The sequence below is a fragment of the Micrococcoides hystricis genome (genome assembly GCF_042434215.1).
In the GTDB taxonomy this organism is placed as follows: Bacteria; Actinomycetota; Actinomycetes; order Actinomycetales; family Micrococcaceae; genus Micrococcoides; species Micrococcoides hystricis.
Map to the genome: position 1 here is coordinate 14,028 of NZ_JBHLUB010000003.1, position 22,403 is coordinate 36,430.

Annotated in this window: 24 protein-coding genes; 7 read left to right on the forward strand and 17 right to left on the reverse strand. The window is 57.7% G+C overall.

The features are described from left to right. Positions 1-24 precede the first annotated feature (24 nt). Positions 25-1,176: a bifunctional glutamate N-acetyltransferase/amino-acid acetyltransferase ArgJ gene (gene argJ, locus ACFFFR_RS02735; protein ID WP_377457998.1), complete on the reverse strand. Its 1,152-nt coding sequence runs from the start codon at positions 1,174-1,176 to the stop codon at positions 25-27. Then, positions 1,173-2,204: an N-acetyl-gamma-glutamyl-phosphate reductase gene (gene argC / locus ACFFFR_RS02740; protein ID WP_377457999.1), complete on the reverse strand. Its 1,032-nt coding sequence runs from the start codon at positions 2,202-2,204 to the stop codon at positions 1,173-1,175. Before argC ends, argJ begins: the two co-directional genes overlap by 4 nt. A gap of 147 nt (positions 2,205-2,351) precedes the next feature. Between argC and ACFFFR_RS02745 the strand changes: the two genes are divergently transcribed. Beyond that, a complete protein-coding gene (locus tag ACFFFR_RS02745; protein WP_377458114.1) occupies positions 2,352-3,356 on the forward strand; it encodes a quinone oxidoreductase family protein in 1,005 nt (334 codons plus the stop codon). A gap of 73 nt (positions 3,357-3,429) precedes the next feature. On the opposite strand, the gene ACFFFR_RS02750 is transcribed toward ACFFFR_RS02745, so the two are convergent. From ACFFFR_RS02750 to ACFFFR_RS02765, 4 genes are all read right to left on the reverse strand, one after another. Next, the gene (locus tag ACFFFR_RS02750) at positions 3,430-3,786 is read right to left on the reverse strand and encodes an ArsR/SmtB family transcription factor (RefSeq protein WP_377458000.1); all 357 of its coding nucleotides are present in this window, start codon (positions 3,784-3,786) and stop codon (positions 3,430-3,432) included. A 19-nt stretch (positions 3,787-3,805) separates the two neighbouring features. Continuing rightward, the gene (gene pheT, locus ACFFFR_RS02755) at positions 3,806-6,364 is read right to left on the reverse strand and encodes a phenylalanine--tRNA ligase subunit beta (RefSeq protein WP_377458001.1); all 2,559 of its coding nucleotides are present in this window, start codon (positions 6,362-6,364) and stop codon (positions 3,806-3,808) included. A gap of 2 nt (positions 6,365-6,366) precedes the next feature. Continuing rightward, positions 6,367-7,410 (reverse strand): phenylalanine--tRNA ligase subunit alpha, encoded by a 1,044-nt coding sequence (gene pheS, locus ACFFFR_RS02760; protein WP_377458002.1) that lies wholly within the window; start codon positions 7,408-7,410, stop codon positions 6,367-6,369. Between the two features lie 79 nt (positions 7,411-7,489). After that, complete coding sequence (locus tag ACFFFR_RS02765) at positions 7,490-7,921, reverse strand: (deoxy)nucleoside triphosphate pyrophosphohydrolase (protein WP_377458003.1); 432 nt, start codon at positions 7,919-7,921, stop codon at positions 7,490-7,492. Positions 7,922-8,255: 334 nt separating this feature from the next. On the opposite strand from ACFFFR_RS02765, the gene ACFFFR_RS02770 reads away from it, so the two are divergent. Beyond that, a complete protein-coding gene (locus ACFFFR_RS02770; protein WP_377458004.1) occupies positions 8,256-8,519 on the forward strand; it encodes a GlsB/YeaQ/YmgE family stress response membrane protein in 264 nt (87 codons plus the stop codon). 100 nt (positions 8,520-8,619) lie between these two features. Here ACFFFR_RS02770 and ACFFFR_RS02775 read toward each other — a convergent pair whose 3' ends face one another. The 5 genes from ACFFFR_RS02775 to infC are packed head-to-tail and all read right to left on the reverse strand — an operon-like array spanning position 8,620 to position 11,768. After that, a complete protein-coding gene (locus ACFFFR_RS02775) occupies positions 8,620-9,006 on the reverse strand; it encodes a DUF4190 domain-containing protein (protein WP_377458005.1) in 387 nt (128 codons plus the stop codon). 6 nt (positions 9,007-9,012) lie between these two features. After that, complete coding sequence (locus tag ACFFFR_RS02780; RefSeq protein ID WP_377458006.1) at positions 9,013-9,945, reverse strand: TrmH family RNA methyltransferase; 933 nt, start codon at positions 9,943-9,945, stop codon at positions 9,013-9,015. Positions 9,946-9,984: 39 nt separating this feature from the next. Beyond that, the gene (gene rplT / locus ACFFFR_RS11905) at positions 9,985-10,659 is read right to left on the reverse strand and encodes a 50S ribosomal protein L20, sunset domain variant (RefSeq protein ID WP_446686091.1); all 675 of its coding nucleotides are present in this window, start codon (positions 10,657-10,659) and stop codon (positions 9,985-9,987) included. Positions 10,660-10,703: 44 nt separating this feature from the next. Then, positions 10,704-10,901, reverse strand: a complete 198-nt coding sequence (rpmI, locus tag ACFFFR_RS02790) for a 50S ribosomal protein L35 (protein ID WP_377458007.1) — start codon at positions 10,899-10,901, stop codon at positions 10,704-10,706. Between the two features lie 54 nt (positions 10,902-10,955). Further along, complete coding sequence (gene infC / locus ACFFFR_RS02795; protein WP_377458115.1) at positions 10,956-11,768, reverse strand: translation initiation factor IF-3; 813 nt, start codon at positions 11,766-11,768, stop codon at positions 10,956-10,958. Positions 11,769-12,011: 243 nt separating this feature from the next. Between infC and ACFFFR_RS02800 the strand changes: the two genes are divergently transcribed. Continuing rightward, on the forward strand, positions 12,012-12,377 hold the full coding sequence (locus tag ACFFFR_RS02800) for a DUF1844 domain-containing protein (RefSeq protein ID WP_377458008.1): 366 nt from the start codon (positions 12,012-12,014) through the stop codon (positions 12,375-12,377). Positions 12,378-12,392: 15 nt separating this feature from the next. On the opposite strand, the gene ACFFFR_RS02805 is transcribed toward ACFFFR_RS02800, so the two are convergent. Beyond that, entirely contained in the window at positions 12,393-12,809 is a 417-nt protein-coding gene (locus ACFFFR_RS02805; protein WP_377458009.1) for a hypothetical protein, read from the reverse strand. A 255-nt stretch (positions 12,810-13,064) separates the two neighbouring features. Here ACFFFR_RS02805 and ACFFFR_RS02810 point away from each other — a divergent pair, with 255 nt between their 5' ends. Continuing rightward, complete coding sequence (locus ACFFFR_RS02810) at positions 13,065-13,313, forward strand: WhiB family transcriptional regulator (protein ID WP_377458010.1); 249 nt, start codon at positions 13,065-13,067, stop codon at positions 13,311-13,313. A 69-nt stretch (positions 13,314-13,382) separates the two neighbouring features. Here ACFFFR_RS02810 and ACFFFR_RS02815 read toward each other — a convergent pair whose 3' ends face one another. The 3 genes from ACFFFR_RS02815 to ACFFFR_RS02825 are packed head-to-tail and all read right to left on the reverse strand — an operon-like array spanning position 13,383 to position 16,977. Next, positions 13,383-14,876, reverse strand: coding sequence for a sensor histidine kinase (locus ACFFFR_RS02815; RefSeq protein WP_377458011.1), 1,494 nt, complete (start codon positions 14,874-14,876; stop codon positions 13,383-13,385). A 46-nt stretch (positions 14,877-14,922) separates the two neighbouring features. Further along, positions 14,923-16,308: a CpaE/TadZ family protein gene (locus ACFFFR_RS02820; RefSeq protein ID WP_377458012.1), complete on the reverse strand. Its 1,386-nt coding sequence runs from the start codon at positions 16,306-16,308 to the stop codon at positions 14,923-14,925. Between the two features lie 9 nt (positions 16,309-16,317). Next, entirely contained in the window at positions 16,318-16,977 is a 660-nt protein-coding gene (locus tag ACFFFR_RS02825) for an SAF domain-containing protein (protein WP_377458013.1), read from the reverse strand. Between the two features lie 189 nt (positions 16,978-17,166). On the opposite strand from ACFFFR_RS02825, the gene ACFFFR_RS02830 reads away from it, so the two are divergent. Continuing rightward, entirely contained in the window at positions 17,167-17,385 is a 219-nt protein-coding gene (locus ACFFFR_RS02830) for a helix-turn-helix domain-containing protein (protein ID WP_377458014.1), read from the forward strand. A gap of 8 nt (positions 17,386-17,393) precedes the next feature. On the opposite strand, the gene ACFFFR_RS02835 is transcribed toward ACFFFR_RS02830, so the two are convergent. Next, positions 17,394-17,951, reverse strand: a complete 558-nt coding sequence (locus ACFFFR_RS02835) for a hypothetical protein (RefSeq protein ID WP_377458015.1) — start codon at positions 17,949-17,951, stop codon at positions 17,394-17,396. A gap of 119 nt (positions 17,952-18,070) precedes the next feature. On the opposite strand from ACFFFR_RS02835, the gene ACFFFR_RS02840 reads away from it, so the two are divergent. After that, positions 18,071-19,021, forward strand: a complete 951-nt coding sequence (locus tag ACFFFR_RS02840; RefSeq protein ID WP_377458016.1) for a LysM peptidoglycan-binding domain-containing protein — start codon at positions 18,071-18,073, stop codon at positions 19,019-19,021. A gap of 11 nt (positions 19,022-19,032) precedes the next feature. Then, complete coding sequence (locus tag ACFFFR_RS02845) at positions 19,033-19,536, forward strand: Rv3235 family protein (RefSeq protein ID WP_377458017.1); 504 nt, start codon at positions 19,033-19,035, stop codon at positions 19,534-19,536. A gap of 2 nt (positions 19,537-19,538) precedes the next feature. Here the strand turns inward: ACFFFR_RS02845 and secA are convergent, their stop codons facing one another. Then, complete coding sequence (gene secA / locus ACFFFR_RS02850) at positions 19,539-22,292, reverse strand: preprotein translocase subunit SecA (RefSeq protein ID WP_377458018.1); 2,754 nt, start codon at positions 22,290-22,292, stop codon at positions 19,539-19,541. Positions 22,293-22,403: the final 111 nt, after the last annotated feature.

The window sequence follows — 22,403 nt, forward strand, 5'->3', positions numbered from 1 at the left end:
GTGTTTCGCTTCTTTGAGTACCTACTAGCTGGAGTAGGCGGAGTTTTCTTCGACGTAATCGTGGGTGAGGTCGATCGTCCACAGGGTTGCGCTGTGGTCTCCGGCGTGCAGATCAATCTCAACGGAGACTTCACGCCCGCTCAGATCCACGTTTTCGCGAGGCTCACCGATGGCACAGCCACGGCAGACTTGGACGCCGTTAATCGTGACGTCGAGCATGTCTGGATCGAATTCGGCGCTGGTGGTTCCGACTGCGGAGACGACCCTACCCCAGTTGGGGTCGTTGCCGAAGATTGCGGTCTTGAACAGCGCTGAGCGGGAGACGGTGCGGGCAACCATCTCTGCGTCTTCTTCGCTGGCGGCGTTGACCACGGTGATCTCAATTTCGTGAGAGGCGCCTTCGGCGTCGGCAACCAACTGCTTGGCCAAGTCAACGGTCACCTGATCCAACAGCTCTTGGAACTCGTCGGCATCCGGTTCTACGCTGCTGGCTCCGGAGGCCATCAACACGACGGTGTCGTTGGTGGACATACAACCGTCAGCGTCCACCCGGTTGAAGGAGACGCGCATGGCTTGGTTCAGGAATTCTTCCGCTTGTGCAGAACTGAGCTTGGCGTCGGTGGTCAGCACAACAAGCATGGTGGCTAGTTCCGGGGCCAACATGCCCGCCCCTTTGGCCATCCCACCGATGCTGTATCCGGTCCCGGATGCGCTGGCGGTCTTAGCCACCGTGTCGGTGGTCATGATCGCTTCAGCGGCATCGGTGCCACCGTCTGTGGTGAGTTGTTCGTTGATCCGGTCAACCCCGGTCAGCAATGTCTGCATTGGCAGTCGTTCACCGATCAACCCGGTAGAGCAGACCAGCACGTCGGAGGCCTGGGTCCCCAAACGGTCGGCGACGCGCTCTGCGGTGGCAACAGTATCGGCGTATCCGGCCTTCCCTGTGCAGGCGTTTGCCCCGCCGGAGTTCAGCACCACGGCCTTGGCCTGACCGTCAGCGATGACAGTGCGTGAGTAGTGCACGGGGGCAGCTGCGACCCGGTTGGCGGTGAAGACGGCAGCCGCTGACAGGTCTGGGCCTTGGTTCACGACCAAAGCGAGGTCCTTGTTGCCGTTGGTCTTGATGCCGCTGGCGATTCCGGCCGCGACGAATCCTTGAGGTGTGGTCACACTCACGGTGCTACTCCTAGGGCTTGCAAGCCAGTGCGTTCGGACATGCCTAGAGCAATGTTCATCGATTGGATGGCACCGCCGGCGGTACCCTTGGTCAGGTTGTCAATGACGGAGGTGACGATCAATCGGCCGGTGCGCTGGTCGAACGCCAGCTGCATCTGCGCGTAGTTCGAACCGAGCACCGACTTGGTGTGTGGCCACTGCCCTTCCGGCAGAACTTGAACAAACGCTTCGTGGGCGTAGGCCTTCTCCCAGATGCCACGCAACGCTGTTGGTTCGAAGCCTTCTTTGACACGAGCAGTCGCGGTGGTGAGGATACCGCGTGGCATCGGAGCCAGCGTCGGGGTGAAGCTCACCCGGACTGGTTCACCGGACAATTGGGCTAGGCCCTGTTCGATCTCCGGGGTGTGCCGGTGCATACCGCCCACACCATACGGGCTCATGCCGCCCATGACTTCTCCACCCAGCAAGTGTGGTTTCAGGGTCTTGCCGGCTCCTGAGGTTCCAGAGGCAGAAACGATGACTACGTCTTCGGGCTCGAGCGCTCCGGCCGCGAAACCTGGAGCCAGAGCCAGCAGGGAGCTGGTCGGGTAGCAGCCAGGCACGGCGATTCGCCGGGCACCGAGTAGTTTCTGGCGCTGACCGGGTAGCTCGGGCAGCCCATAAGGCCACGTGCCAGCATGTTCGCTGCCGTAAAACTTTTCCCATTCCTGTGCGGATTCAAGGCGGTGGTCCGCACCGGCATCGATCACGAGAGTATCTTTGGGCAACTCTGCCGCGATCTTGGCGGACGCACCGTGCGGCAGGGCCAAGAAGACCACGTCGTGACCGCTGAGGTTCTCTACGGTGGTATCAACCAGTTCTCGATCGGCCAGGGACGTTAGGTGTGGTTGCAGAGCCCCGAGACGCTGGCCTGCATTTGAATGTGCCGTGATGGCACCAATCTCGACTTCTGGATGGTTAGACAGCAGGCGTAAGACTTCCCCGCCGGCATAACCGGAGGCACCTGAAACAGCTACACGAATAGTCATAGCACTCAGTCTATGCCGAAGAACCTAGCGGATTCAATATTTATTCGCTCCACCAAATATTATGTAAAAGATGGGATCGAAAGAAGAAGTGGTCGATAGACTCGAGAACAGTGTAAGAGAACTCTTCCCACATCTTTAGGAGTCATGATGGCACCAGATTCATCCCCTCAGCTGCCGAACATAGCCGAAGCCATTTTGATTGATGCACCCGGCGGAGCAGATGACATGTATTGGGGCACCCGGGATGTGCCAACGCTGTCCGATACCGAAGTGTTGATCAAGACTGCCGCTGCGGGTGTGAACTTCATTGATACGTACCAGCGCTCCGGGGTCTACAAGGTGGACTACCCTTTCACCCCCGGGCAGGAAGTCTCCGGTCACGTAGCTGCAGTGGGTGCGGCAGTGTCCGAGTTCTCAATCGGCGACTATGTTGCCACCGCCAATGGGGTCAACGGTTACGGTCAGTACGCGGTTGCAGAGGCGGACAAGGTCTTCGCTGCGCGCTCGGACCTCGACCCAGTCACGGCCGCCGCTTTCCCCCTCCAAGGGATGACCGCGCACTATCTGATCAACTCCACGTTCAAAGTTGAGCCGGGCATGACTGTGCTCAGCTACGCCGGCGCCGGCGGCGTAGGTCTGGTGCTGACCCAGCTGCTGAAGGCTAAGGGCGCGACCGTCATTACGACAGCTTCAACCCCGGAGAAGATTGAGTTGGCCAAGAGCGCAGGTGCTGACCACGTGCTCGGATACGACAATGTGGCGCAGCAGGTCCGCGAGCTGACCAACGGCAAAGGCGTGGACGTGGTCTATGACGGTGTCGGAAAAGACACCTTCGAGGAATCCCTCAACTCCCTGGCCGTGCGGGGCATGCTGGTCCTCTTCGGTGGCGCGTCGGGGCAGGTGCCACCTTTGGACCCACAACGCTTGAATGCTCTTGGTGGGTTGTATCTCACCCGTCCGATGCTGGCCCACTATGTCCGTGACCGGCAGGAGCTTACGTGGCGCGCCAACGAGCTCATGGAGTCGATTGCTTCCGGAGAGCTCAAGATCCACATTGGCCAACGGTACAACGTCCAAGATGCGGCCCAGGCACACCGGGACCTTGAGGGGCGGAAGACCACCGGCAAACTGGTCCTGACCTTCCAGTCATAACGCTCGGGCCCTAAAAGTCTGAGGGTGAGGTTCCTAGTATGGGAACCTCACCCTCAGTGCTTTTGGCGATCAGTTATCCTGCTTGCTCGCGTTCGCAGTCAACGTCCAGCTCAGTCTCGGTTTCCGGGTCCTGATGGTGTACGCGTTCTTGGCTGTGAAGCAATCCATCCCGCAGGATCGTGGTGATGTGATCATCCGCCAACTGGTACACCATCTCTCGACCACGACGACCGCTTTTGACGATGCGGGCATCGCGCAGAATGCGTAGGTGTTGGGAGACCAGTGGCTGGGCCAGTAGCAATTCGTCGACGAGTTCGTGTACGCAACGTTCGCCTTTGGCCAGCTCGTTGATCAAAGCTAGGCGCACAGGCGAGGCCAGCTTTTTGAACAGCTCGGCTGGTTCTTCGAACTGACTAAAGTCCGGTTGCATCCTCGTTCTTGCTCCTTTTCTAGCCGCGAAGAACGGCTCCATGGCGTTCGGCAGCGAGTGCGACTGCGGCTTCACGCTGTGCCGAGACTTCATCGGCGGTCAGGGTTCGGTCGGCGGCACGGAAGCGCATACCGAAGGCAAGAGATTTCTTGTCCTCGTCAATACCAGCCCCGGCGTAGGTGTCGAACAACCAGAGATCCTCCAGCAGTTCGCCAGCTCCTGCACGCAGGCTCGCTTCAATGTCGGCAGCCGGGATGTCTTTGGAGACAATCAACGCCACATCCTGATTCGAGGCGGGGAAGGTCGTGATCGCTTCAGCAACCACCACTTCCCGGGCGCTGTCGATCAACTGATCCACGTTCAATTCCACCGCTTGCGTGCGGGCCGGTAGGTCTTCTGCTTCCAACCATGCCGGGTGAAGTTCACCGGCGTACCCGACGAGTTGACCTGACTCAGTACGCAGCTGCGCGCAGCGGCCCGGGTGGAACGCCGGATGTTCTCCCTGGGATACCTGAATGGTGGCACCGACCAGCTGCGCGGCCACATGTGCCACGTCGATGGCGTCGGCGTAGTCCCACGCCCGTGGGCTAGCACCTGCGGTGGGGCTGTGATCGTGCCCGACTAGCAGTGCGGCCAGGTGGCGAGGTTGAGCCGGAATTCCTGCTTCCAAGTCGTTCAATTCGGCGTCACTTGGTTTCACCGCCATTGCCGGCAGTTCCGTCGAGCCGGTACGGTCCTTGGCGATGAACACCAGTCCGGACTCGTAGAGCGCTAGATCGCGGAAACCTCGGGAAATATTGCGTTTGGCGGCGCCGATCAAACCCGGCAGCAGGGACTGGCGCAAGTATTTGGTCTGCTGGGCGATGGGGTTGGCCAACGCGACCTGGGTGTCCGCGGAGGCAGGGGTGGCCCCGGCAAAACGCTCGTTCTCTTCTGCACTCACGAACGGGTAGTTCAACACCTCGGTCAGGCCTGCTGCGGCCAGACCGGTGAGCAGTTGGCGGCGCTTGCGCTGTTCAACCGTCAGTCCACGGCCCGGTGGTGGCACCGGCAAGGTGGCTGGAATGTGCTCGAATCCGATCAGACGTCCGACTTCTTCGACAACGTCTTCAGCGAGCGTCATGTCAGAGCGCCAGCTTGGGATGGTGACGTTGAAGCTCAGCAGCTCCCCGTCAGCGTCCCGGAGTTCTTCGATGCTGCCGCCAAAGCCCAAGATGGCTTCCCGGACCTGCTCCTCGGTGTAGTCCACACCCATGAGTTCGCTGGCGAAGCTTGCCGGCAAGTCAATGGTAGTCGGCGCGCCGATCTTATTCGCGTCGGTGACCTCGGGGTCAATGGTGCCCCCAGCCAATTCCACCAACAGCTCGGCCGCACGCTGAGCGGCCACCGGCGCCATGTTCGGATCGACACCGCGTTCGTTGCGTTTGGACGCTTCGGAGGGAAGTTTGTGACGCCGCCGGGTCCGGCCCATCGACACTGGATCGAAGTGTGCCGCTTCAATCAGCACTTCGGTCGTTTCATCGGTGACTTCGGTATCAAGACCACCCATCACCCCTGCCAGACCAATGGGTCCGGAGCCGTCGGTGATGAGCAGGTCTTCGGCATCGAGCTTGCGTTCTTTGCCGTCCAAGGTCGTGAGCGTTTCGCCGGCTTCGGCCCGGCGGACCACAATCTTGTCCGTCAGCTTGGCGGCATCGTAGAAGTGCAGCGGTTGGCCTAGTTCCCACATGACGTAGTTGGAGATGTCGACAACCAGCGAGATGGAACGCATCCCGGCGAGCCGTAGGCGCGAGGCCATCCACTGCGGGGTCGGACGCGTCGGATCGATGTTCGTGACCTTGCGAGCCACAAAGCGGTCACAACCGTCGTTGCCGCGGATGGGTTGTTGATCCGCCAGTTCCACCGGGAAACCTGCGTCGGTGGCCGGCGCTGGTTCCACGTTTGCGGCGGGATCGGTGAATTCGGTCTTGGTTGCGAGCGCATATTCTCGGGCGACACCGCGGATGGAGAAGCAATAGCCGCGGTCCGGGGTGATGGAGATTTCTGCGGCTTGATCGTCCAGACCGAAGACCGGCATCAAATCGGTTCCGACAGGCAGATCGATCCCCCATTCGGAAAGCACGATGATGCCCTCGTGGTCCTCGCCCAAGCCCAGTTCCCGTGCAGAGGCGATCATCCCCGCGGAGATGTGTCCGTAAGTCTTGCGGGCTGAGATCCGGAAATCCCCTGGCAGCACTGCGCCCGGAAGAGTTACCGCGACCTTGTCGCCAGCTGTGAAGTTGTGGGCACCACAAATAATGCCTTGCACACCGTCCGGGCTGATCCCGTCGCCATCGAGTGCCTGTCCTTCTTCAGCCACCCGGACCTGGCACCAGTTGATGACCTTGCCGTTTTTCTGTGGCTCTGGCTCGACCGAGAGCACTTCACCGACCACGATGGGTCCCTTGATGTGGTCGGCAGGCCGATGCACGGCCTCTTCTTCAAGACCAACACGGACCAGGTCAGCCATGACATCTTCAGCGCTGGCATCGGCTGGAACGGCGGCGTACTCACGCAGCCATGACAATGGAATACGCAACTTTAGATCTCCATCCCGAACTGGTTGCTGAAACGAATATCGCCCTCAATGATGTCGTGCATATCAGGGACTTCATTGCGGAACATCAGTGTCCGCTCGATACCCATGCCGAAGGCGAAACCGGAGTAGACGCTCGGGTCGATTCCGGCCGAGCGAAGGACGTTGGGGTGCACCATGCCGGAGCCACCCCACTCGATCCATTGCGGCCCACCTTTAGCTTGCGGATGCCAGATATCAAGTTCGGCGCTTGGCTCCGTGAAGGGGAAGAAAGATGGGCGCAGTCGAATCTTGGCGTCGGGTCCGAACATTTGTCGGGCAAAGTGTTCCAGTGTGCCGCGCAAATCAGCCATGGTCAGGCCCTTATCAACGGCTAATCCCTCAAATTGGTGAAAGACCGGTGTATGCGTGGCGTCCAATTCGTCGGTGCGGAAAGTCCGCCCTGGGGCCAGCACGTACAACGGCAGGTCACGTTCCAGCATGGCGCGGATCTGCACCGGTGAGGTGTGGGTACGCATCACCAAATGGGCGCCGGCGGGCTCCACGAAGAAGGTGTCTTGCATTTCTCGTGCCGGGTGGTCCGGGTCGAAGTTCAACGCGTCGAAGTTGAACCACTCGGATTCCAGTTCGGGCCCTTCGGCGATTTCCCATCCCATGCCCACGAAGATGTCCGAAACCCGGTCTTGAGTCACGGTCAATGGATGCCGTGCGCCTAACCGGCGGCGCCGCGGCGCGGCCGTGATGTCAACGGTTTCTTCGCGCAGGATGCGGGCCGCGTTCTCAGCTTCCAGCACCTCGGTGCGCTCGGCCAGCGCTGCATTCACTCTGCCACGTGCCCGCCCCATGTTCTTCCCGGCAGTGGCTTTGTCAGCCTTGTCGAGTTTGCCGATCATACGGTTGGCCAAGGTGAGGGGGGCCTTTTCCCCGGTGTGGGCCAACCGTGCAGCCTTGAGCTGTTCAAGATCGGTGGCGGCGTCAAAGGCAGCTAAAGCGTCATTGATGACGCCTTCAAGTGCTGCCTCATCCAAAGGTGAGGGCACGTCGGACATGCGGAATGCATCCTCTTCAGATAGGTGGATGGAAAGATAATCTCTCTCATCTTAGTGCAGGCCGGCGCTAGGACCCCATTTAGACAGTGGCACTTGGGCGTAACGTGCGTAGAATCTCTTCCACGATCGGCAAGTCAGCCGGAATCCAGTTCAATTTCAACAATTCCGGATCCTCCAGCGGCACCCACCGTAATTCGTCGTGGTCCTCCAGCGGTTCGGGTTCGCCAGTGCTGACTTCAGCTAGCCAAACGCGCATCTGTGCTGTCTCGTTCAGCGGCCAACCGTACTCCCCCGGCCCAGGGACTTCTGCACCGAGTCGAATCTGCACGCCGAGTTCCTCGAGAATTTCGCGATGCAAAGCAGCCTCGCAGGTTTCACCGGGCTCGACCTTGCCGCCTGGAAACTCATACATGCCCGCAAACTGGTGCGGGCTTGTCCGTCGCGCAAGGAGAACCTGCTGCGGAGCGGTCAAAGAATCAACGATTGCACCGCCGACAATTTTCTTGATCATGTCTACCAATCTTGCCCGAGTGTTTTTATGCTGGCCACAACACAGACTAAGAGTGTCTGGGGGTGGAGCCAAGTCGCGCGGCAGACTCTCCTTTTAGACAGGAAAAATTAAGAGCGATTCAAATCACATTTAGCTTTATCGATAAGAACACTCTTCCGTGTGGTTCAAGGATTGGCAATCGCACGGACAACCAAGAAAACCTAAGTTTTTTTGTTTTGTTGGCCCGATTGATATGAAAGCTTAGCTTCACGGGTGTACTATGAAATTTATATGAGTGCTTAGTACTACTTCCCAATCGCTGGGCACTCCGCACCAAGATGATAGGAGAACAACAATGGGTATCATTGCATGGATTATTCTCGGTCTGATTGCTGGCGCAATTGCTAAGGCAATCGTTCCAGGTAACCAGGGTGGCTGGCTGGCCGCTCTGATCATCGGTATTCTGGGCGCCCTGCTGGGTGGCTGGATCGCCTCCGCACTCTTTAACATCAACGTCAATGAGAGCTTCTTTGACCTACCAACCTGGATCTTCGCGATTCTCGGTGGTGTGATTGTCACCTTGATCTGGCAGTTCATCTCCGGTAAGCGTCGCGCCTAAGGTCTAGGTACGAAGGCTCATCGCTTTCATCTAAATCGCTAAAAAGCTGGGGCAGTAGTTTTGACAACTACTGCCCCAGCTTTTTGTCTGACTATTGCTCTTAGGCCAGAGCTCCGGCCGCTCCAGCGCTCACGGCCGCCGCGAGCACAATAACGATGATGAAAACGATCCACCCGATAAACGTGATCCCGTTCAGGACCAAGCCCGTGATGGCGATACCACGCGCTTCAGGCTCCTTACCTAGAGCCACAAAGCCGAGGATTAAACCCACTATTTGGACGATGATGCTAATCCCAAACACCAAAGCGATGAGCCCCAACACCAAAGAGGCAATGCTCATTCCGCGTTTGGGGGCAGGATAATACGGTACCGGTGGCGGCATACCGTGCCCTGCTGGATTGGCGTAGGGGTTGGACGTCCCGGCGTACGAAGCCGGCGGATAGGCCGGTTGGCCCGGCTGCGGGGTGGGTTGCTGGGGATAGTTCATTCAGACTCAGTCATTCTTTGTTGCGTCGCTGCTGCTCGTCTCAGCTTTCGACCGATGGGCACGTGCACTGGCGTAAAGACATAGCGTAGCTGCTGTTGCCACGTTGAGGGATTCTGCCTGGCCATACAGGGGTACCGCTACGCGGGCATCGGCCAGTTCAAGCTCTGCTTCGGAGAGACCTTTGGCTTCATTGCCGAACAACCAAATGGTGTTTTTCCGCAAATCTGGCTCCTGAGACGCTGGCTGACGAGAACCATTCTGCAGGGCCTCATTTTGGAGCTGATCTAGATCTACGTCACCGTAGCCGTCTGCGGCGAAAATCTGCCAGCCAGCGGACCTATATGCCTGCACGACGGCGGAAACATCTTGATTCTGGTAGATCGGCAAATGAAAGAGGGAACCGACCGTTGAGCGCACCACTTTTGGATTGTGGACATCCACGGAGCCGCTGGACAGGATTGTTGCCGTGGCCCCGGCCGCGTCTGCTGCCCTAATGATCGTTCCGACATTGCCCGGATCTTGCAGCCCACACAACAAGGCAACGTAGCGCCCTGTGGGTTCGTTGTCTTCTGTCCGCCCCACCAGTGTGCAGACGGCCACCAAGCCTTGGGGTGTTTGTGCATCACTCATGGCGGCGATGACCTCAGCGGTGCAGCTGCGGACGAAGACATCCGCAGGATCGAGGTTGTCGACCAGCTCGGCTATATCTGGGTGGCGTTGAAGAGTCTCAGGCTGATAGTAGAGCTCTTGAACGGCGCCGACGTTGTGCTTGCCCTCAAGTCCAGAGCGCAGCGCCTCCCGGACAGCTTGCGGTCCTTCAACGCGGAACTTCCCGGTCTTTAAACGCGCGGAGCGCCCCGACAGCCGGGCGACGGACTTGACCCGGTCTGCCCGGGGGTTCGTCATCTCGACAGTGGGGCGCTCTGCGTAGGATGTCATGATCCTGAAGATACCATCACAGGTTCGTTCTGGAGGTGATTAGCCTTCGAACTTCTGACGGGCTTCGCCACCTGCTGGTTCGAAACCAGCGTTCTTGGCAGCCTCGACCGAGTTGAACCAGTATTCAGCTTCAGTCTGCTCGTACCAAGTGGAGCCTGGGACGTGGTACTTCTTGGATCCAGCATTGCCCTTAATGACATAGCCTTCTGGGGCGTCCTGGCCGTCAGCCTTGATGACGCCCTCGCCTTCGGCGATGTCAGCAGATGCGGAGCTGGTGGCGGAGGTGGCGCCAGCGGCAGTTTTTGCGGCTGGCTTATTTGCTTTTGGGGCTTCAGCTGCCTTCGGGGCGTTCACATCCGATGGCAGTGCATCCTTAGCAACGCCGACCAGCGCGGTGAAGGTTGCGGCGTCAGAGACGGCGATCTCTGCCAGCATGCGGCGGTCCACCTGGACTTCAGCCAGCTTCAGGCCCTGCATGAAGCGGTTGTAGGTCATGCCGTTGGCGCGAGCTGCAGCGTTGATGCGCTGGATCCAGAGCCGACGAAAGTCACCCTTGCGCTTCTTGCGGTGCTGGTAGTTGTACACGAACGAGTGCAGCAACTGCTCTTTAGCTTTGCGGTACAGGCGGGACCGCTGACCGCGGTAACCGGATGCGCGATCCAAAACTGTACGGCGTTTCTTCTGGGCGTTAACTGCCCGTTTCACACGTGCCACGTGCGTACTCCTCTAGTAGGTAAAAGTTGGAAAAATTCTTTGAATTAGCTCAGGCCCAGCATGCGCTTGACGACCTTCACCTTGCCGGCGGACAGCACGGTGTTCGGCTTCAGGCGGCGAGTACGACGGCTTGGCTTGTGCTCCAAGTAGTGGCGGCGGTTAGCGCGCTGGTGGATGATTTTTCCAGAACCAGAGACGCGGAAACGCTTCTTAGCGCCACTGTGGGTCTTCATTTTTGGCATGGTGCCATTTCTCCTTTTGAACAATAATCCGGGGCGAACCGGTGGCCGGGCTCGTTACTGACGTGGCCCAGGCTTTGGTGCCTGCGGTGTTGGCTTGGCAGCAGTTTCCTCCGCTGCAGAGCTTTGGGCCGCCATTTTCTTCAGTTCTTCTGGCATTGCTGCGCCAAGCTTCTGACCTTCGGACTCCTGTGGAGCTGAAGTGTCACGCTTCTCCTGGCGCTGCTGGCGGCGGGTGTTGGTACGCGCCTTGGCCTCGTCCTGGTTCTTACGGGCTTCCGCACGAGCTTCAGCCTTCGTCCGGGTTGGCCCCAGAACCATCACCATGTTGCGACCATCGATGCGCGGATTCGATTCAATCGCTCCGACATCACCAAGATCTTCGGCGAACTTTTCAAGCAAACGAATGCCCATCTCCGGGCGCTGCTGTTCGCGTCCGCGGAACTGGATCATCGCCTTGACCTTGTCACCGGCTGAGAGGAAGCGGCGCGCATGGGAAACCTTAGTTTCGTAGTCATGCGTGTCAATCTTCAGACGGAAACGGACTTCCTTCAAAACAGTGTTGGACTGTTTCCGGCGGGTCTCACGAGCCTTTACAGCAGCTTCGTATTTCCACTTACCAAAGTCCATGAGTTTGCACACTGGTGGTTTGGCGTTAGGGGCGACCTCCACCAGGTCCAAGTCCGCTTCGGTTGCTAGACGCAATGCGTCTTCAATCTTGACGACGCCAACCTGTTCCCCATTGGGGCCAACAAGGCGTACTTCTGGGACTCGGATGCGATCATTGATTCTTGGCTCAGCGCTAATTAGAAACTCCTGTTTTAGGTTGGGTCCGCCCTTTAGCGTGGGCGGCGTGGCCGAGACAAGCAGGAAACTAAAAAAGCCTCCCGACGTCTCGGAAGGCCTCACACAGAAAGATGCGCACCGAAGATCTAGAGATCTAGGAACTTCAGCACGCTGTGTCTGTAAACCCGGCAACTCGGGAAGCTCGTTGGCTTCTTATTACCTTGCTATCGCGGGTGGGAGTAAGGCCTCCACTTGAAAGTTCATCATCCAGTATACACCAGATCTAGGGTTTCAAATTTCCCCGGGATCTGTGGGAATCTAATCCACATGGAAAACTATGAAGACGAACAGCTCAACGAAGCTGTCCAAGAGCAGGTCCGTGACATTGCCGAAGTCCCTGCCGTTGAAGTCATCACCACCACAGCAGTTCACCTGATGAGCGCAGCCGCCGTCAAATGTGGCTTGGCCGAAGGCGATGACGCCGAAGAACTGAAAGACCTTGATGAGGCACGGAAGCTGATCATCGCGCTAGCTGGTCTCGTAACTGCCGCAGCCCCGGAAGTCGGCTCTCAGCACGCCGGCCCATTGCGGGATGGTCTGCGTCAGCTACAACTTGCTTTCCGCGAGGCCAGTGTCATCCCGGACCCACCAGGTCAGGGCCCAGGAGAGAAATTTACCGGCCCCGTCAACTAATCACCGGCGGAACGCTCAGGCGGCAGCTCGACCACCTTGGCGGTCTTTGCCCAAGAAACGGGCTGCCTGCTGAGTGAACAGCGAACCGATGACCACGACCCCGGAGAGCAGCATCGCGACACCAAGCGTGGTGGCCAACGGATTATTGACGCTGAAGAAGCTGAAGGCCAGAATCAAGACGATCATTTCGATCGCCACCGCAGCCGAGCGGGTCCACCCTTTGCCGCGGAACATAGAAATGGCCACCAAGAAATACAGTCCAGCGAAGATGAGATAAATCACCAGCATCGCTATCTGCACACTCATCGGCAATTGCGCCTGGCCGAAGCTGAAGAACTGCACCGCCGTCCAGATCGTGAGACCAAGGATGCCCAACCCTTGCAGACCAACACAGGTGGCAGCAAGAATGATAGGTAGTGGTCGCGGCGCCATAGCGTCTCTCCTTGGTGAGGGTGGTGAGTCAGTACAGCGATCATCATACCGAGCCAGATCACTGTGACTAATCGCTCATCCGTTGAGCGCTATTGGGTGACCTAAAAGTCTTGTATGTACGAACATAACGTGAAAACCTTGTTTCAGTACATCAAACGGGGCATCAAGAATGCCCCTTACTTGTGAGTAAACTTTTCCTACGTGGACCGAGTCTCGGTCCCAACTTGTAATGCCCCTAAAGGAGTTAGTGATTGCATGGATTGGCGTAGCCGCGCGGCCTGCCTCGATAAAGATCCAGAGCTTTTCTTCCCTGTCGGTAACACCGGCCCTGCTCTGCTTCAGATTGAAGAGGCCAAGAACGTGTGCCGTAGCTGCGAAGTCATGGAAACCTGCCTGAAGTGGGCTATCGAATCCGGTCAGGACGCTGGAGTGTGGGGTGGTATGAGTGAAGACGAACGCCGCGCCTTGAAACGTCGCGCCGCTCGAGCCCGCCGCGCAAAATAATCTGTCTTTCTGAAAACGGGGTCCCATCGAATTGATGGGACCCCGTTTTCATCTGCTTGATACTCTCATTTAGGCCGAGGCAGGCCGGGACTTCACCGGAACAGTCACCAGCACCTTTGTGCCGCCGCCCTCTCGATTCTGCCAACTGATCTTGCCCTGCAATTCGCTCTTGACCAAAGTGCGCACGATTTGTAGCCCAAGCCCGGTATCAGTTTCAAAGTCTTCCGGTAAACCGCAGCCATCATCGCTGACCATCACCTCGAGCACCCGGCCGTCTTCGGTGGTGGAATGCTTGGCCGTCAACTTAACGGTTCCGTCATTCTTCCCTAACCCGTGTTCTACCGCGTTGGCTGCCAGTTCAGTGATGACAAGCGCTAGTGGCGTTGCTTTCTCACTATCAAGGTGACCGAAGGTTCCGGCCTTGAGTGCACGCACCTTCTGGTTTTGGGTGGCCACTTCCACGGCCATCCGAAATTGGCGAGTCATCAGCTCATCGAAGTCAACCGTCTGGCTCAATCCCTGCGAGAGGCTGTGGTGAACTTGCGCGATCGTTTCCACCCGCCGCATGGCCTCTTCAAGTCCTTTGCGGGCTTCCTCGGAGTTCATGCGTCGGGACTGCATCCGCAACAGGGCCGCCACGGTCTGTAAGTTGTTCTTCACCCGGTGGTGGATCTCGCGGATGGTTGCATCTTTGGAGACCAACTGCAGTTCTCGGCGCCGCAGCTCACTGATATCGCGGACGAGCACGATCGCTCCGAGCCTCTTATTTTCGTTCCACAACGGCAACGAACGAACCATGAGGGTCACCCCGCGATGCTCAATTTCAATACGGTCAGAAATCGTGCCCGCTAGTACATGGGACTCCAGTCCTACGGAGGGAAGCCCGCCGCCACGCAATCCTGAAAAAATATCGCTCAGTTTGCGGCCCACTACCCCATCGTCTTGGCCGATACGCCGGAATGCGGAAACCCCATTTGGCGAGGCGTAGTCGATTTCGCCGGCCACGTTGAGTCTGACCAGTCCGTCCCCGACACGGGGCTGCATCCGTGTATCGGAGGCATGCGGTTGTTCAGAGGGCCACAGTCCCTGCGCGGCCATGAGCATCAGATCCGTCGCTGTTTGCCGGTAAATCATTTCCAGCTTCGATGGCAGCCTGTTGCCAGCCAGGTCTAGATGCATCGTCATGACACCCATAGGCTGGCCCTCATGCATAATCGGGACTGCTTCCACCTGTATTCCGCTGCCCGGTTCGACACGCTGAAAAGTCCGATGACTCTTCTGATTGTGCCAACTGGAGGAAATAAGGTTCAGGACCGTTCGGTCAAAATCCTCCCGGCTGGGCTCGCCTTGAAACAGTGATTGGGTGGTGGAGGGCCGAGCCTGTGCAATTGGCACCAACCGCACAGTCTCCTGAGAATTGCTGTCGTGGTCCGGTGCCCACAGCAGCAAATCTGCAAATGCCAAATCGGCGACCAGCTGCCAATCAGACAACACGAGTTCTAACCATTCGCGTTGGCGCACCGGCAAGGCGGCGAGGATGTCATCAGCGGCTGAGAAGGGCATTGACGTTACTTCTTTCGTCTAAGACCTAAGTTGTCCTCTTCCCAGCCTAATGCTTCGCTCGCCTACCCCGCCGTTTAGCCCGGCCCGGTGTTCGTTGTGTTTGGTCTGTTTCTGTTCCGGTGAACCGACGCCGCCACCGTGACTTGGCGGTTGTGGCTGGCAGGCCCAAGAGTTTTTGAAGGGCAGCTCGTAGCGCATGGTCGGGTCCGGCCTCAGCCAAAGTTTGACCGGTCAGGAGCGCATAGTGCAGCGTCTTGTCTGCAGCTGGAAACAAAGTGATATCAGGGTGGTCCCCTGGACCGAAACGTGCCCAACTGTACCGAAGCTGTTCTTCGGGCTGCCCGCCGACGCTTGCTGCCTGCACCTTGTTCAGCACGAACTTGACCTCGGTCTCGTCATGGACCAGTTCAAGCAGATCGGTGCTGTGTTTAAGCATGCGCGGTAACTGGATGGCATCTGCCGCCCCGACCGCAATGAGTGTGTCAGCGACCTCGATCGACCGTAGGGTGGCAGCATTTCGTTGCGGCACCACGACATCAAAGCTCAGCTCTTCATCCTGTTCTAAGGATGATGCCGTATCGATCACAATCACGTCATAGAGTTCTCTTGCCATATCAAACACCTGTTGTAAGGCAGTCGCTCGAAGTTCTGGCCAACGGCTGGGATGCGGGATGCCACTGAGTACGTCAAGATGATGCGCTTTGAAACGAACCTGCTCTATTGCCTGGCCAAAAGTTTCGGTATTGAGATTGCCCAATTCAGCCAAACGACACAACTGGGATAGGCCCGAGCTCTCGGCGAGGAGTCCGAGCATAGCCGCCACACTTGACGCATAGCTGTCTGCGTCAACCAATAAAGTCCGTTTGCCGGCAAGTGCGTATTCTGCTGCGGCGTTGACTGCAAGCGTCGTGGTGCCAGGCGCCCCAGACGGCCCCCAGAACGTGATCACCCGTCCTTCCGGAACATCAGCTTCTTCCGCCTCAGAGTTGAGCGGGGCTTCCTCGACCGGCGGGAGTGGCTCGAAGAACCGGTCCATGTCCGCATCTGTGAAACTGACGTCTTTGTGAGTCTTGGGACCAAAGTTTCCTGCGTCGCAGCGACGCACGATCAGGTTTGCAAGCTGCTCGGCGGTGATATCAGTGGCGGCAACCTCTGCGCCCAAGTAGAAACAGCGTTCTCGCTCCGTTGCGACATCGCTGAGTACCACGGTGGCCACCTCAGCTTCATGGAAGCGTTCGAGCAATGACAGGGTGACATCTGCTGTATCCGTGACAATGATCCCAGCATCGATGCTGCCGCTAGCGGCTACGGCCGCTAACTCCGCTGCGTCAAGACACAGCTGCATGACAGTGATCTGTCCGTGGAGCTGTTCGAGGGCCACAACGACAGTTTCGGCACCTGTTCCGGTGAGAGCGATCCGATAATGCTGCATAGTGTCTCGTTATTCTTGCGCGACCCGGCCCAGCAAATATATCTGGGACTGTGTCGATTGGGCCTTAAGAAGAGCTGGCACATCTTCGGCTCCAACCCAGATCCGGACTTCGGCCTCTCGGGAGGCTGCCAGCGCACTCTGTTCGGCGTTGATGTCCGCCAGGACCGCACGGTCTACCACTTTGACGGGTTCTTCGTATTCCTGCGGCCCAGAGCGAGCGGCTACCCAGACTTCGATCTCGTCACCAGAGCGTAGCCCGCTTGTATGCTCCGGCGGCAACATGAGGACCAGAGATTGCTCTCCTGCCGGCGCAGCATCCGCTAGAAATCCTTTAGAAACGAGTTCGTCGGTCTTGATCGGTCTCGTCGCTAGCAGCGGCTGCGGGAGTTCTTCCTCCGAATGCCAGTAGTGCTCATCCGCTTCACCTAGATTGACTTGGATGACTTTGAAGTCCTCTGCCGAGACGGACTCACCGTAGGCTAGGTCGCGTTTTGCCGCGTACACTCCCGTGGTTTTATCCATTTGTGCGACCAACGCCATCACACCGACGATTGAGAGCAACACCAAGAGGACCCCACCAAGAAAACGGGGGTCTTTCCACGATGGCTTACGCATCCGTTGCGCGGACATGGTTGCCCTATTGGAAGGCTGGTTTGCACGTCGGTTCATCGGCTCTCACTTCAAGAAAAGTTGATCTGAGAGATACACTAACCAGCTCTTGAGAACGATTGCACACTGTTTACGAAGTGTGTGGATATCTAGCTACCCTGTGGAGCAATCCGCCACGGCGATGTCCAATGTGGAAGAATGAGTTCCAACACCACTAAATGAACCCAAACAGCACGAAAAGAGCGACCCATGCCCCGCTTCTACACCTTGGCCGATATAGCCGAGCAGCTGCAGATCAGCTCTCACCAGGCTTATGCCTTGGTTCGCAGCGGTGAGCTTGAGGCGTTTCAAATTGGTGGACGTGGCCAGTGGCGCGTTGAAGAATCACGCTTCTTAGACTTTATTGAACGTAAGCACCAAGAACAGGCTCAGCTGCTAGCTCAAGAACACCAGCAGACGGAGCTTTAGAAGCGGCATCATCGCCACGAACTCACTTGCGTGATGTGGCTTAGCGCTAACCACTGAACCGCCCGGATGGCCCTGGCGCGTCTGAATTCGTCCGGATCGTGCTGTGATAGCACGCAGAAATCTAAACCGACTCGATCGATCGTGCCGGTGAAAAGAACTTCCGGCACGAGCGTGGAAACCTCGACAATGACTCGTTGTCGAGCAAGCTCACGCAAGGTCGAACGAAAACCAACGGTCAACACCCGCGGATCTCTACCTGCATTCCCTTTACTCTCGGCGCTCGGCTCAACAGAAACCAGATGGCGGTTCTGCACGAGAACCTCGCGCCCATTTTCTCTGCCGGAGAACCAGTCTTTACCTACCCCGGTCACCTCTAGGTGCTGCACGCCGGCCCGTCCGGCCACGTGCACATGAGCTCGTTGCCCCACCTGGTCCAGCAGGTTTTCTTGCAGCGTTCCTTCGGAAGCTAAGAGTCGAGACATTTCGGCAATGTTCGACTCTTGCTGGCGTAGCGCTTGGCCGGCCTCTTGAGCTTCCAAATCAGCGAATAGTCGTTCCCAACGCATGTGTAACTTCTAACCCACTTTCCACAGCTGAGCCAGCAACCCTAGACAAATGATGTCGATCACATCTAAATTTGATTAAACATTATCAAACAGCGTCAAACAGTACAAAGTGGGATTACATGAGACAAGCACTGAAGGATGGACTTCTGCTCCTGTCTGGCACGACGGTGGGCTTGTTGTTCGGTTTCTCGGGCCTGTACTTCATCGGAACCTATTCAGCGGCCCAATCCACCCATCATCAAATTTTCCATCTGCTTGGCCTCGTGTTCGGCCTGCTGGGCGCTCTGATATGTGTCTGGCTCTTAGCATCGATCGTTCTGGCTGCCGCTTCTCATGCACTGAAGTGGATCGGTCTGAACAAGGCCGGAACGGCCATCGCCGGTCTCAGTCCAGCATTTGTTCGAAGATTGGTCGCGGCTGTTGTTGGTTGTACGCTGCTGGCCGGTCCGGCTCAAGCAGTGGATCTGGGCTTCTCTGATAGCGCGGAAGCTCCGCCCGCCAGCTCGGCACCGGTTGAAAATACACCTGCTAAGGAGCCCGCAGACTCTGTTGCGCATGAACCTTCACCGGATCCATCAGATGCGCATGTGGCAGAGCCTTCTCCCGCAGAGCCGAGTGCTGCTCCTTCACGGCAGTCGACTCCAGAGTCGGACCGGCTGCCGCAGCCTGCCCCAAGTCCGGTAACAACTCTGACGCCAACACCGTCCCAGACAGAGTCAGCCAAGAAGCTTACTCGGGCAGAACCGCGGCCTGAGGAATCCAGATCCGCAGCTCCTCGTCCCGTTCCTTCTCCGGACTCCGCTAAGTCTGCACCGAGTCCGCGCAGACCATCCCCGCCAGGTGCGCCGCATCCCGAGCAGCCACGTCGTGCTCAGTCGGAGACCACCCACGTCGTGGTGCAGGGCCAATCCCTGTGGTCGATTGCGCAAGAAGAGCTTGGACCTGATGCCACGGAAGCACGCATTCAAGCGCGTTGGCAGCAGTGGTACCACGTCAACAGGAAAGCTATTGGCCCAAACCCGAATCTCATCATGCCCGGCATGGTGCTACAAACACCCGAAACTAGCTAAAGGACGATTCCATGTCGCTTACACCGGTCAAACATCATGCAGGCTTAGACGAACGACTTCTAGCTAACGTCAATCCCATGACTGATTTCTGTTTGTCCCAACCCAGCCAGAAAGTATCACCTTCTGTACGGCTCACCGCGGTGCCAACCACCGAGCAAATGCACGCAGAGGTAGACAAGCTGGGCCGGACTTTCACACTCGCGCTGTTTCAGATTTTGGCGGGTGAACGTCCGGTCGCCCAGCTATGCTCATGGTTTGATCTTGACGGTTACGAAGAGTTCATGCATCGCTACGGCATCATCACTCGGCACCGTCACCGCCAAGAACGCCAAGGCAAAGAATCACTTGCCTATCGGCGAGCCAGCGTCATCTCAGTACATCAATGCCATATCCACGCCCGTTGCATCGAGTTAAGCGTAGTGATGAGGGACGCCACTCGAGTGCGGGCCGTCGCCATGCAGTTGAAGCTCAACTCACGGCGTCGATGGCAAATTACCGAACTTGAAATCGGTTGACGCTACCGGCGACGCTTCTTCGCAGATTTCTTGCGAGGTTGCTGGCGCTGAGCCGTCTTGTTGCTTGGGCTCGGCTCAGTACCTTGATCAGCTTTCTCCACACGAACCTCGGGGCCATCGCTACTGTCGGACGGGCCGCTCAATCGTAACGAGCCACGCTGGGTTGGGGCCTCTAGGCCTTCCACGTTCAGTGGTTGGTTCATGGTTGAGCCGCGGGCATCAGTGACACCGGGCAACGAGGTCGCCTGTTGTTCGGCTGGCTTCACGTCCAAGTTGAACAAGTAGCCGACCGACTCTTCACGGATTCCTTCCATCATGGATTCGAAGAGCAGGTACCCTTCGCGCTGGTATTCCACCAGCGGGTCGCGTTGGGCCATGGCGCGAAGACCGATGCCTTCTTTCAGATAGTCCATCTCGTACAGGTGGTCCTGCCAGCGTCGACCGATGACGGACAGCACTACCCGGCGTTCCAGCTCGCGTAAGGCTTCCTCACCCAAGTATTCTTCACGGTTTTGGTACGCGATCTTGGCGTCGGATAGCAGCTCATTCTTGATGAAGTCCGCCGACAGTCGGTTGGTGCCGCCAGCTTCTTCGATGAGCTCTTCTTTAGTAATGGAAACCGGGTACAACTGCTCCAAGTTCGTGAAGAGTGTGTCTAGGTGCCACTCTTCAGGGTTCTTGGAAACTTGGGTGTACTGGTTGACCATGGCGCTGATCGAGTCTTCGATGAAGAACTCGACTTTTTCCTTCAGGTCATCGCCTTCAAGGATGTGCCGGCGGTCCCCGTAGATGGCTTCGCGCTGCCGGTTCATGACGTCATCGTATTTGAGCACGTTCTTACGCTGCTCGGTGTTGCGCGCCTCCACCTGCGCTTGGGCACGTTGGATCGCGTTGGTCACCAGCTTTGATTCAAGTGCCATGTCATCCGGGATGCCCGGTGAGTTCATGATCCGCTGGGCCGCGCCGGGGTTGAAGAGACGCATCAAGTCATCTGTCAGTGACAGGTAGAAGCGGGACTCGCCAGGGTCGCCCTGACGTCCGGCACGACCGCGCAACTGGTTGTCGATACGGCGTGATTCGTGGCGCTCGGTACCCAACACGTACAGGCCGCCCAGTTCCAGTACTTCTTCGTGTTCTGCTTGAACCGCTTTCTCCGCAGCCTCGAGGACTTCCGGCCACAGTGCCTCGTACTCTTCGGCATGTTCTTCTGGGTCCAAGCCCCGGCGGTTCATCTCATCAACCGCGTTGAACTCTGCGTTACCGCCGAGCATGATGTCGGTACCTCGACCGGCCATGTTGGTCGCGACCGTGACGGCGCCCTTGCGCCCGGCCTGGGCGACGATCGCGGCTTCACGCGCGTGGTTCTTAGCGTTCAGAACTTCGTGCCGGATGCCTTCTTTGGCCAACTTCTTGGACAGGTACTCGGACTTTTCGACCGAGGTCGTACCCACCAAGATTGGTTGACCGGTGGCGTGACGTTCAGCGATGTCTTGAACGACCGCATCGAATTTGGCGATTTCGTTCTTGTAGACTAGGTCAGCTTGATCCACGCGTGCCATGGGTTTGTTCGTCGGGATGGGCACAACACCAAGATTGTAGGTGCTCATGAATTCAGCCGCTTCGGTTTCGGCTGTACCGGTCATCCCGGAGAGAGTGTCATACAGACGGAAGTAGTTCTGCAGCGTGATGGTGGCCAAGGTCTGGTTTTCGGCCTTGATTTCGACGCCTTCTTTGGCTTCGATCGCTTGGTGCATGCCTTCGTTGTAACGACGGCCAGCCAGCACACGACCGGTGTGCTCGTCCACGATCATGACCTCGCCGTTCATGACCACGTAGTCATCGTCACGGGCGAAGAGTTCTTTAGCCTTGATGGCGTTGTTCAAGAACTGGACCAGCGGGGTGTTCGCGGTCTCGTACAGGTTGTCGATGCCGAGGTAGTCTTCGGTCTTTTCGATACCGGATTCTAGAACGCCGACGGTCTTTTTCTTCTCGTCGACTTCGTAGTCTTCGTCCTTGACGAGGAGCTTGACGAGTTTGGCGAACTCTGGGTACCAGCGGTTAATCTTCCCGTCAGCCTGGCCAGAGATGATCAGCGGTGTACGGGCCTCATCGATGAGGATGGAGTCGACCTCATCGACGATGGCGAAGTTGTGTCCGCGCTGAACCATCTCATCCAGCGACCAAGCCATGTTGTCGCGCAGGTAATCGAACCCGAATTCGTTGTTGGTGCCGTAGGTGACATCGGCCAGGTACTGTTCACGTCGGGTGGCCGGATCCTGATTGGCGAGGATGACGCCGGTCGACATTCCTAGGAACCGGAAAATACGGCCCATGAGTTCGGACTGGTATTCGGCCAAGTAGTCGTTCACGGTGACGACGTGGACGCCCTTACCGGAGAGTGCGTTCAGGTAGGACGGCGCGGTAGCGACCAGAGTCTTACCTTCACCGGTCTTCATTTCGGCGATGTTGCCGAGGTGGAGGGCCGCTCCACCCATGAGCTGGACGTCGTAGTGGCGCTGGCCGAGGGTTCGAACGGAGGCTTCGCGTACGGTGGCGAATGCTTCTGGCAACAGGGAATCGAGGCTCTCCCCGTTGTTGATGCGTTCACGGAATTTATCCGTTTCCGCGCGGAGTTCTGCGTCGCTGAGCTTCTGGAATTCGGGCTCCAAGTTGTTGATGGCGTCCGCGTATCCCCGTAGCCGCTTGAGAATCCGTTTTTCACCGGTGCGGAGGATACGTTCGATAAAAGATGCCACCTGTTGGCTCCCATCCTGAATGTCGGGTCTGTGCGCAAAACACAAGTCTAGTTTGTTTCTTGAATAGACACACAACAGGGACCACCGGTGGCGGTGGCCCCTGTTGGCTAT

What these genes read in the sequence shown, in the direction of transcription:
- ACFFFR_RS02845 (WP_377458017.1), top strand. Translation starts at nt 19,033, where the DNA reads ATGTCGCTTACACCGGTCAAACATCATGCAGGCTTAGACGAACGACTT.
- ACFFFR_RS02810 (WP_377458010.1), top strand. Translation starts at nt 13,065, where the DNA reads ATGGATTGGCGTAGCCGCGCGGCCTGCCTCGATAAAGATCCAGAGCTT.
- rpmI (WP_377458007.1), bottom strand. Translation starts at nt 10,901, where the DNA reads ATGCCAAAAATGAAGACCCACAGTGGCGCTAAGAAGCGTTTCCGCGTC.
- ACFFFR_RS02765 (WP_377458003.1), bottom strand. Translation starts at nt 7,921, where the DNA reads ATGATCAAGAAAATTGTCGGCGGTGCAATCGTTGATTCTTTGACCGCT.
- ACFFFR_RS02820 (WP_377458012.1), bottom strand. Translation starts at nt 16,308, where the DNA reads ATGCAGCATTATCGGATCGCTCTCACCGGAACAGGTGCCGAAACTGTC.
- ACFFFR_RS02775 (WP_377458005.1), bottom strand. Translation starts at nt 9,006, where the DNA reads ATGAACTATCCCCAGCAACCCACCCCGCAGCCGGGCCAACCGGCCTAT.
- ACFFFR_RS02750 (WP_377458000.1), bottom strand. Translation starts at nt 3,786, where the DNA reads ATGCAACCGGACTTTAGTCAGTTCGAAGAACCAGCCGAGCTGTTCAAA.
- ACFFFR_RS02745 (WP_377458114.1), top strand. Translation starts at nt 2,352, where the DNA reads ATGGCACCAGATTCATCCCCTCAGCTGCCGAACATAGCCGAAGCCATT.
- ACFFFR_RS02830 (WP_377458014.1), top strand. Translation starts at nt 17,167, where the DNA reads ATGCCCCGCTTCTACACCTTGGCCGATATAGCCGAGCAGCTGCAGATC.
- argC (WP_377457999.1), bottom strand. Translation starts at nt 2,204, where the DNA reads ATGACTATTCGTGTAGCTGTTTCAGGTGCCTCCGGTTATGCCGGCGGG.
- pheS (WP_377458002.1), bottom strand. Translation starts at nt 7,410, where the DNA reads ATGTCCGACGTGCCCTCACCTTTGGATGAGGCAGCACTTGAAGGCGTC.
- ACFFFR_RS02805 (WP_377458009.1), bottom strand. Translation starts at nt 12,809, where the DNA reads ATGGCGCCGCGACCACTACCTATCATTCTTGCTGCCACCTGTGTTGGT.
- ACFFFR_RS02770 (WP_377458004.1), top strand. Translation starts at nt 8,256, where the DNA reads ATGGGTATCATTGCATGGATTATTCTCGGTCTGATTGCTGGCGCAATT.
- ACFFFR_RS02780 (WP_377458006.1), bottom strand. Translation starts at nt 9,945, where the DNA reads ATGACATCCTACGCAGAGCGCCCCACTGTCGAGATGACGAACCCCCGG.
- ACFFFR_RS02825 (WP_377458013.1), bottom strand. Translation starts at nt 16,977, where the DNA reads ATGAACCGACGTGCAAACCAGCCTTCCAATAGGGCAACCATGTCCGCG.
- ACFFFR_RS02815 (WP_377458011.1), bottom strand. Translation starts at nt 14,876, where the DNA reads ATGCCCTTCTCAGCCGCTGATGACATCCTCGCCGCCTTGCCGGTGCGC.
- ACFFFR_RS02835 (WP_377458015.1), bottom strand. Translation starts at nt 17,951, where the DNA reads ATGCGTTGGGAACGACTATTCGCTGATTTGGAAGCTCAAGAGGCCGGC.
- ACFFFR_RS02840 (WP_377458016.1), top strand. Translation starts at nt 18,071, where the DNA reads ATGAGACAAGCACTGAAGGATGGACTTCTGCTCCTGTCTGGCACGACG.
- ACFFFR_RS02800 (WP_377458008.1), top strand. Translation starts at nt 12,012, where the DNA reads ATGGAAAACTATGAAGACGAACAGCTCAACGAAGCTGTCCAAGAGCAG.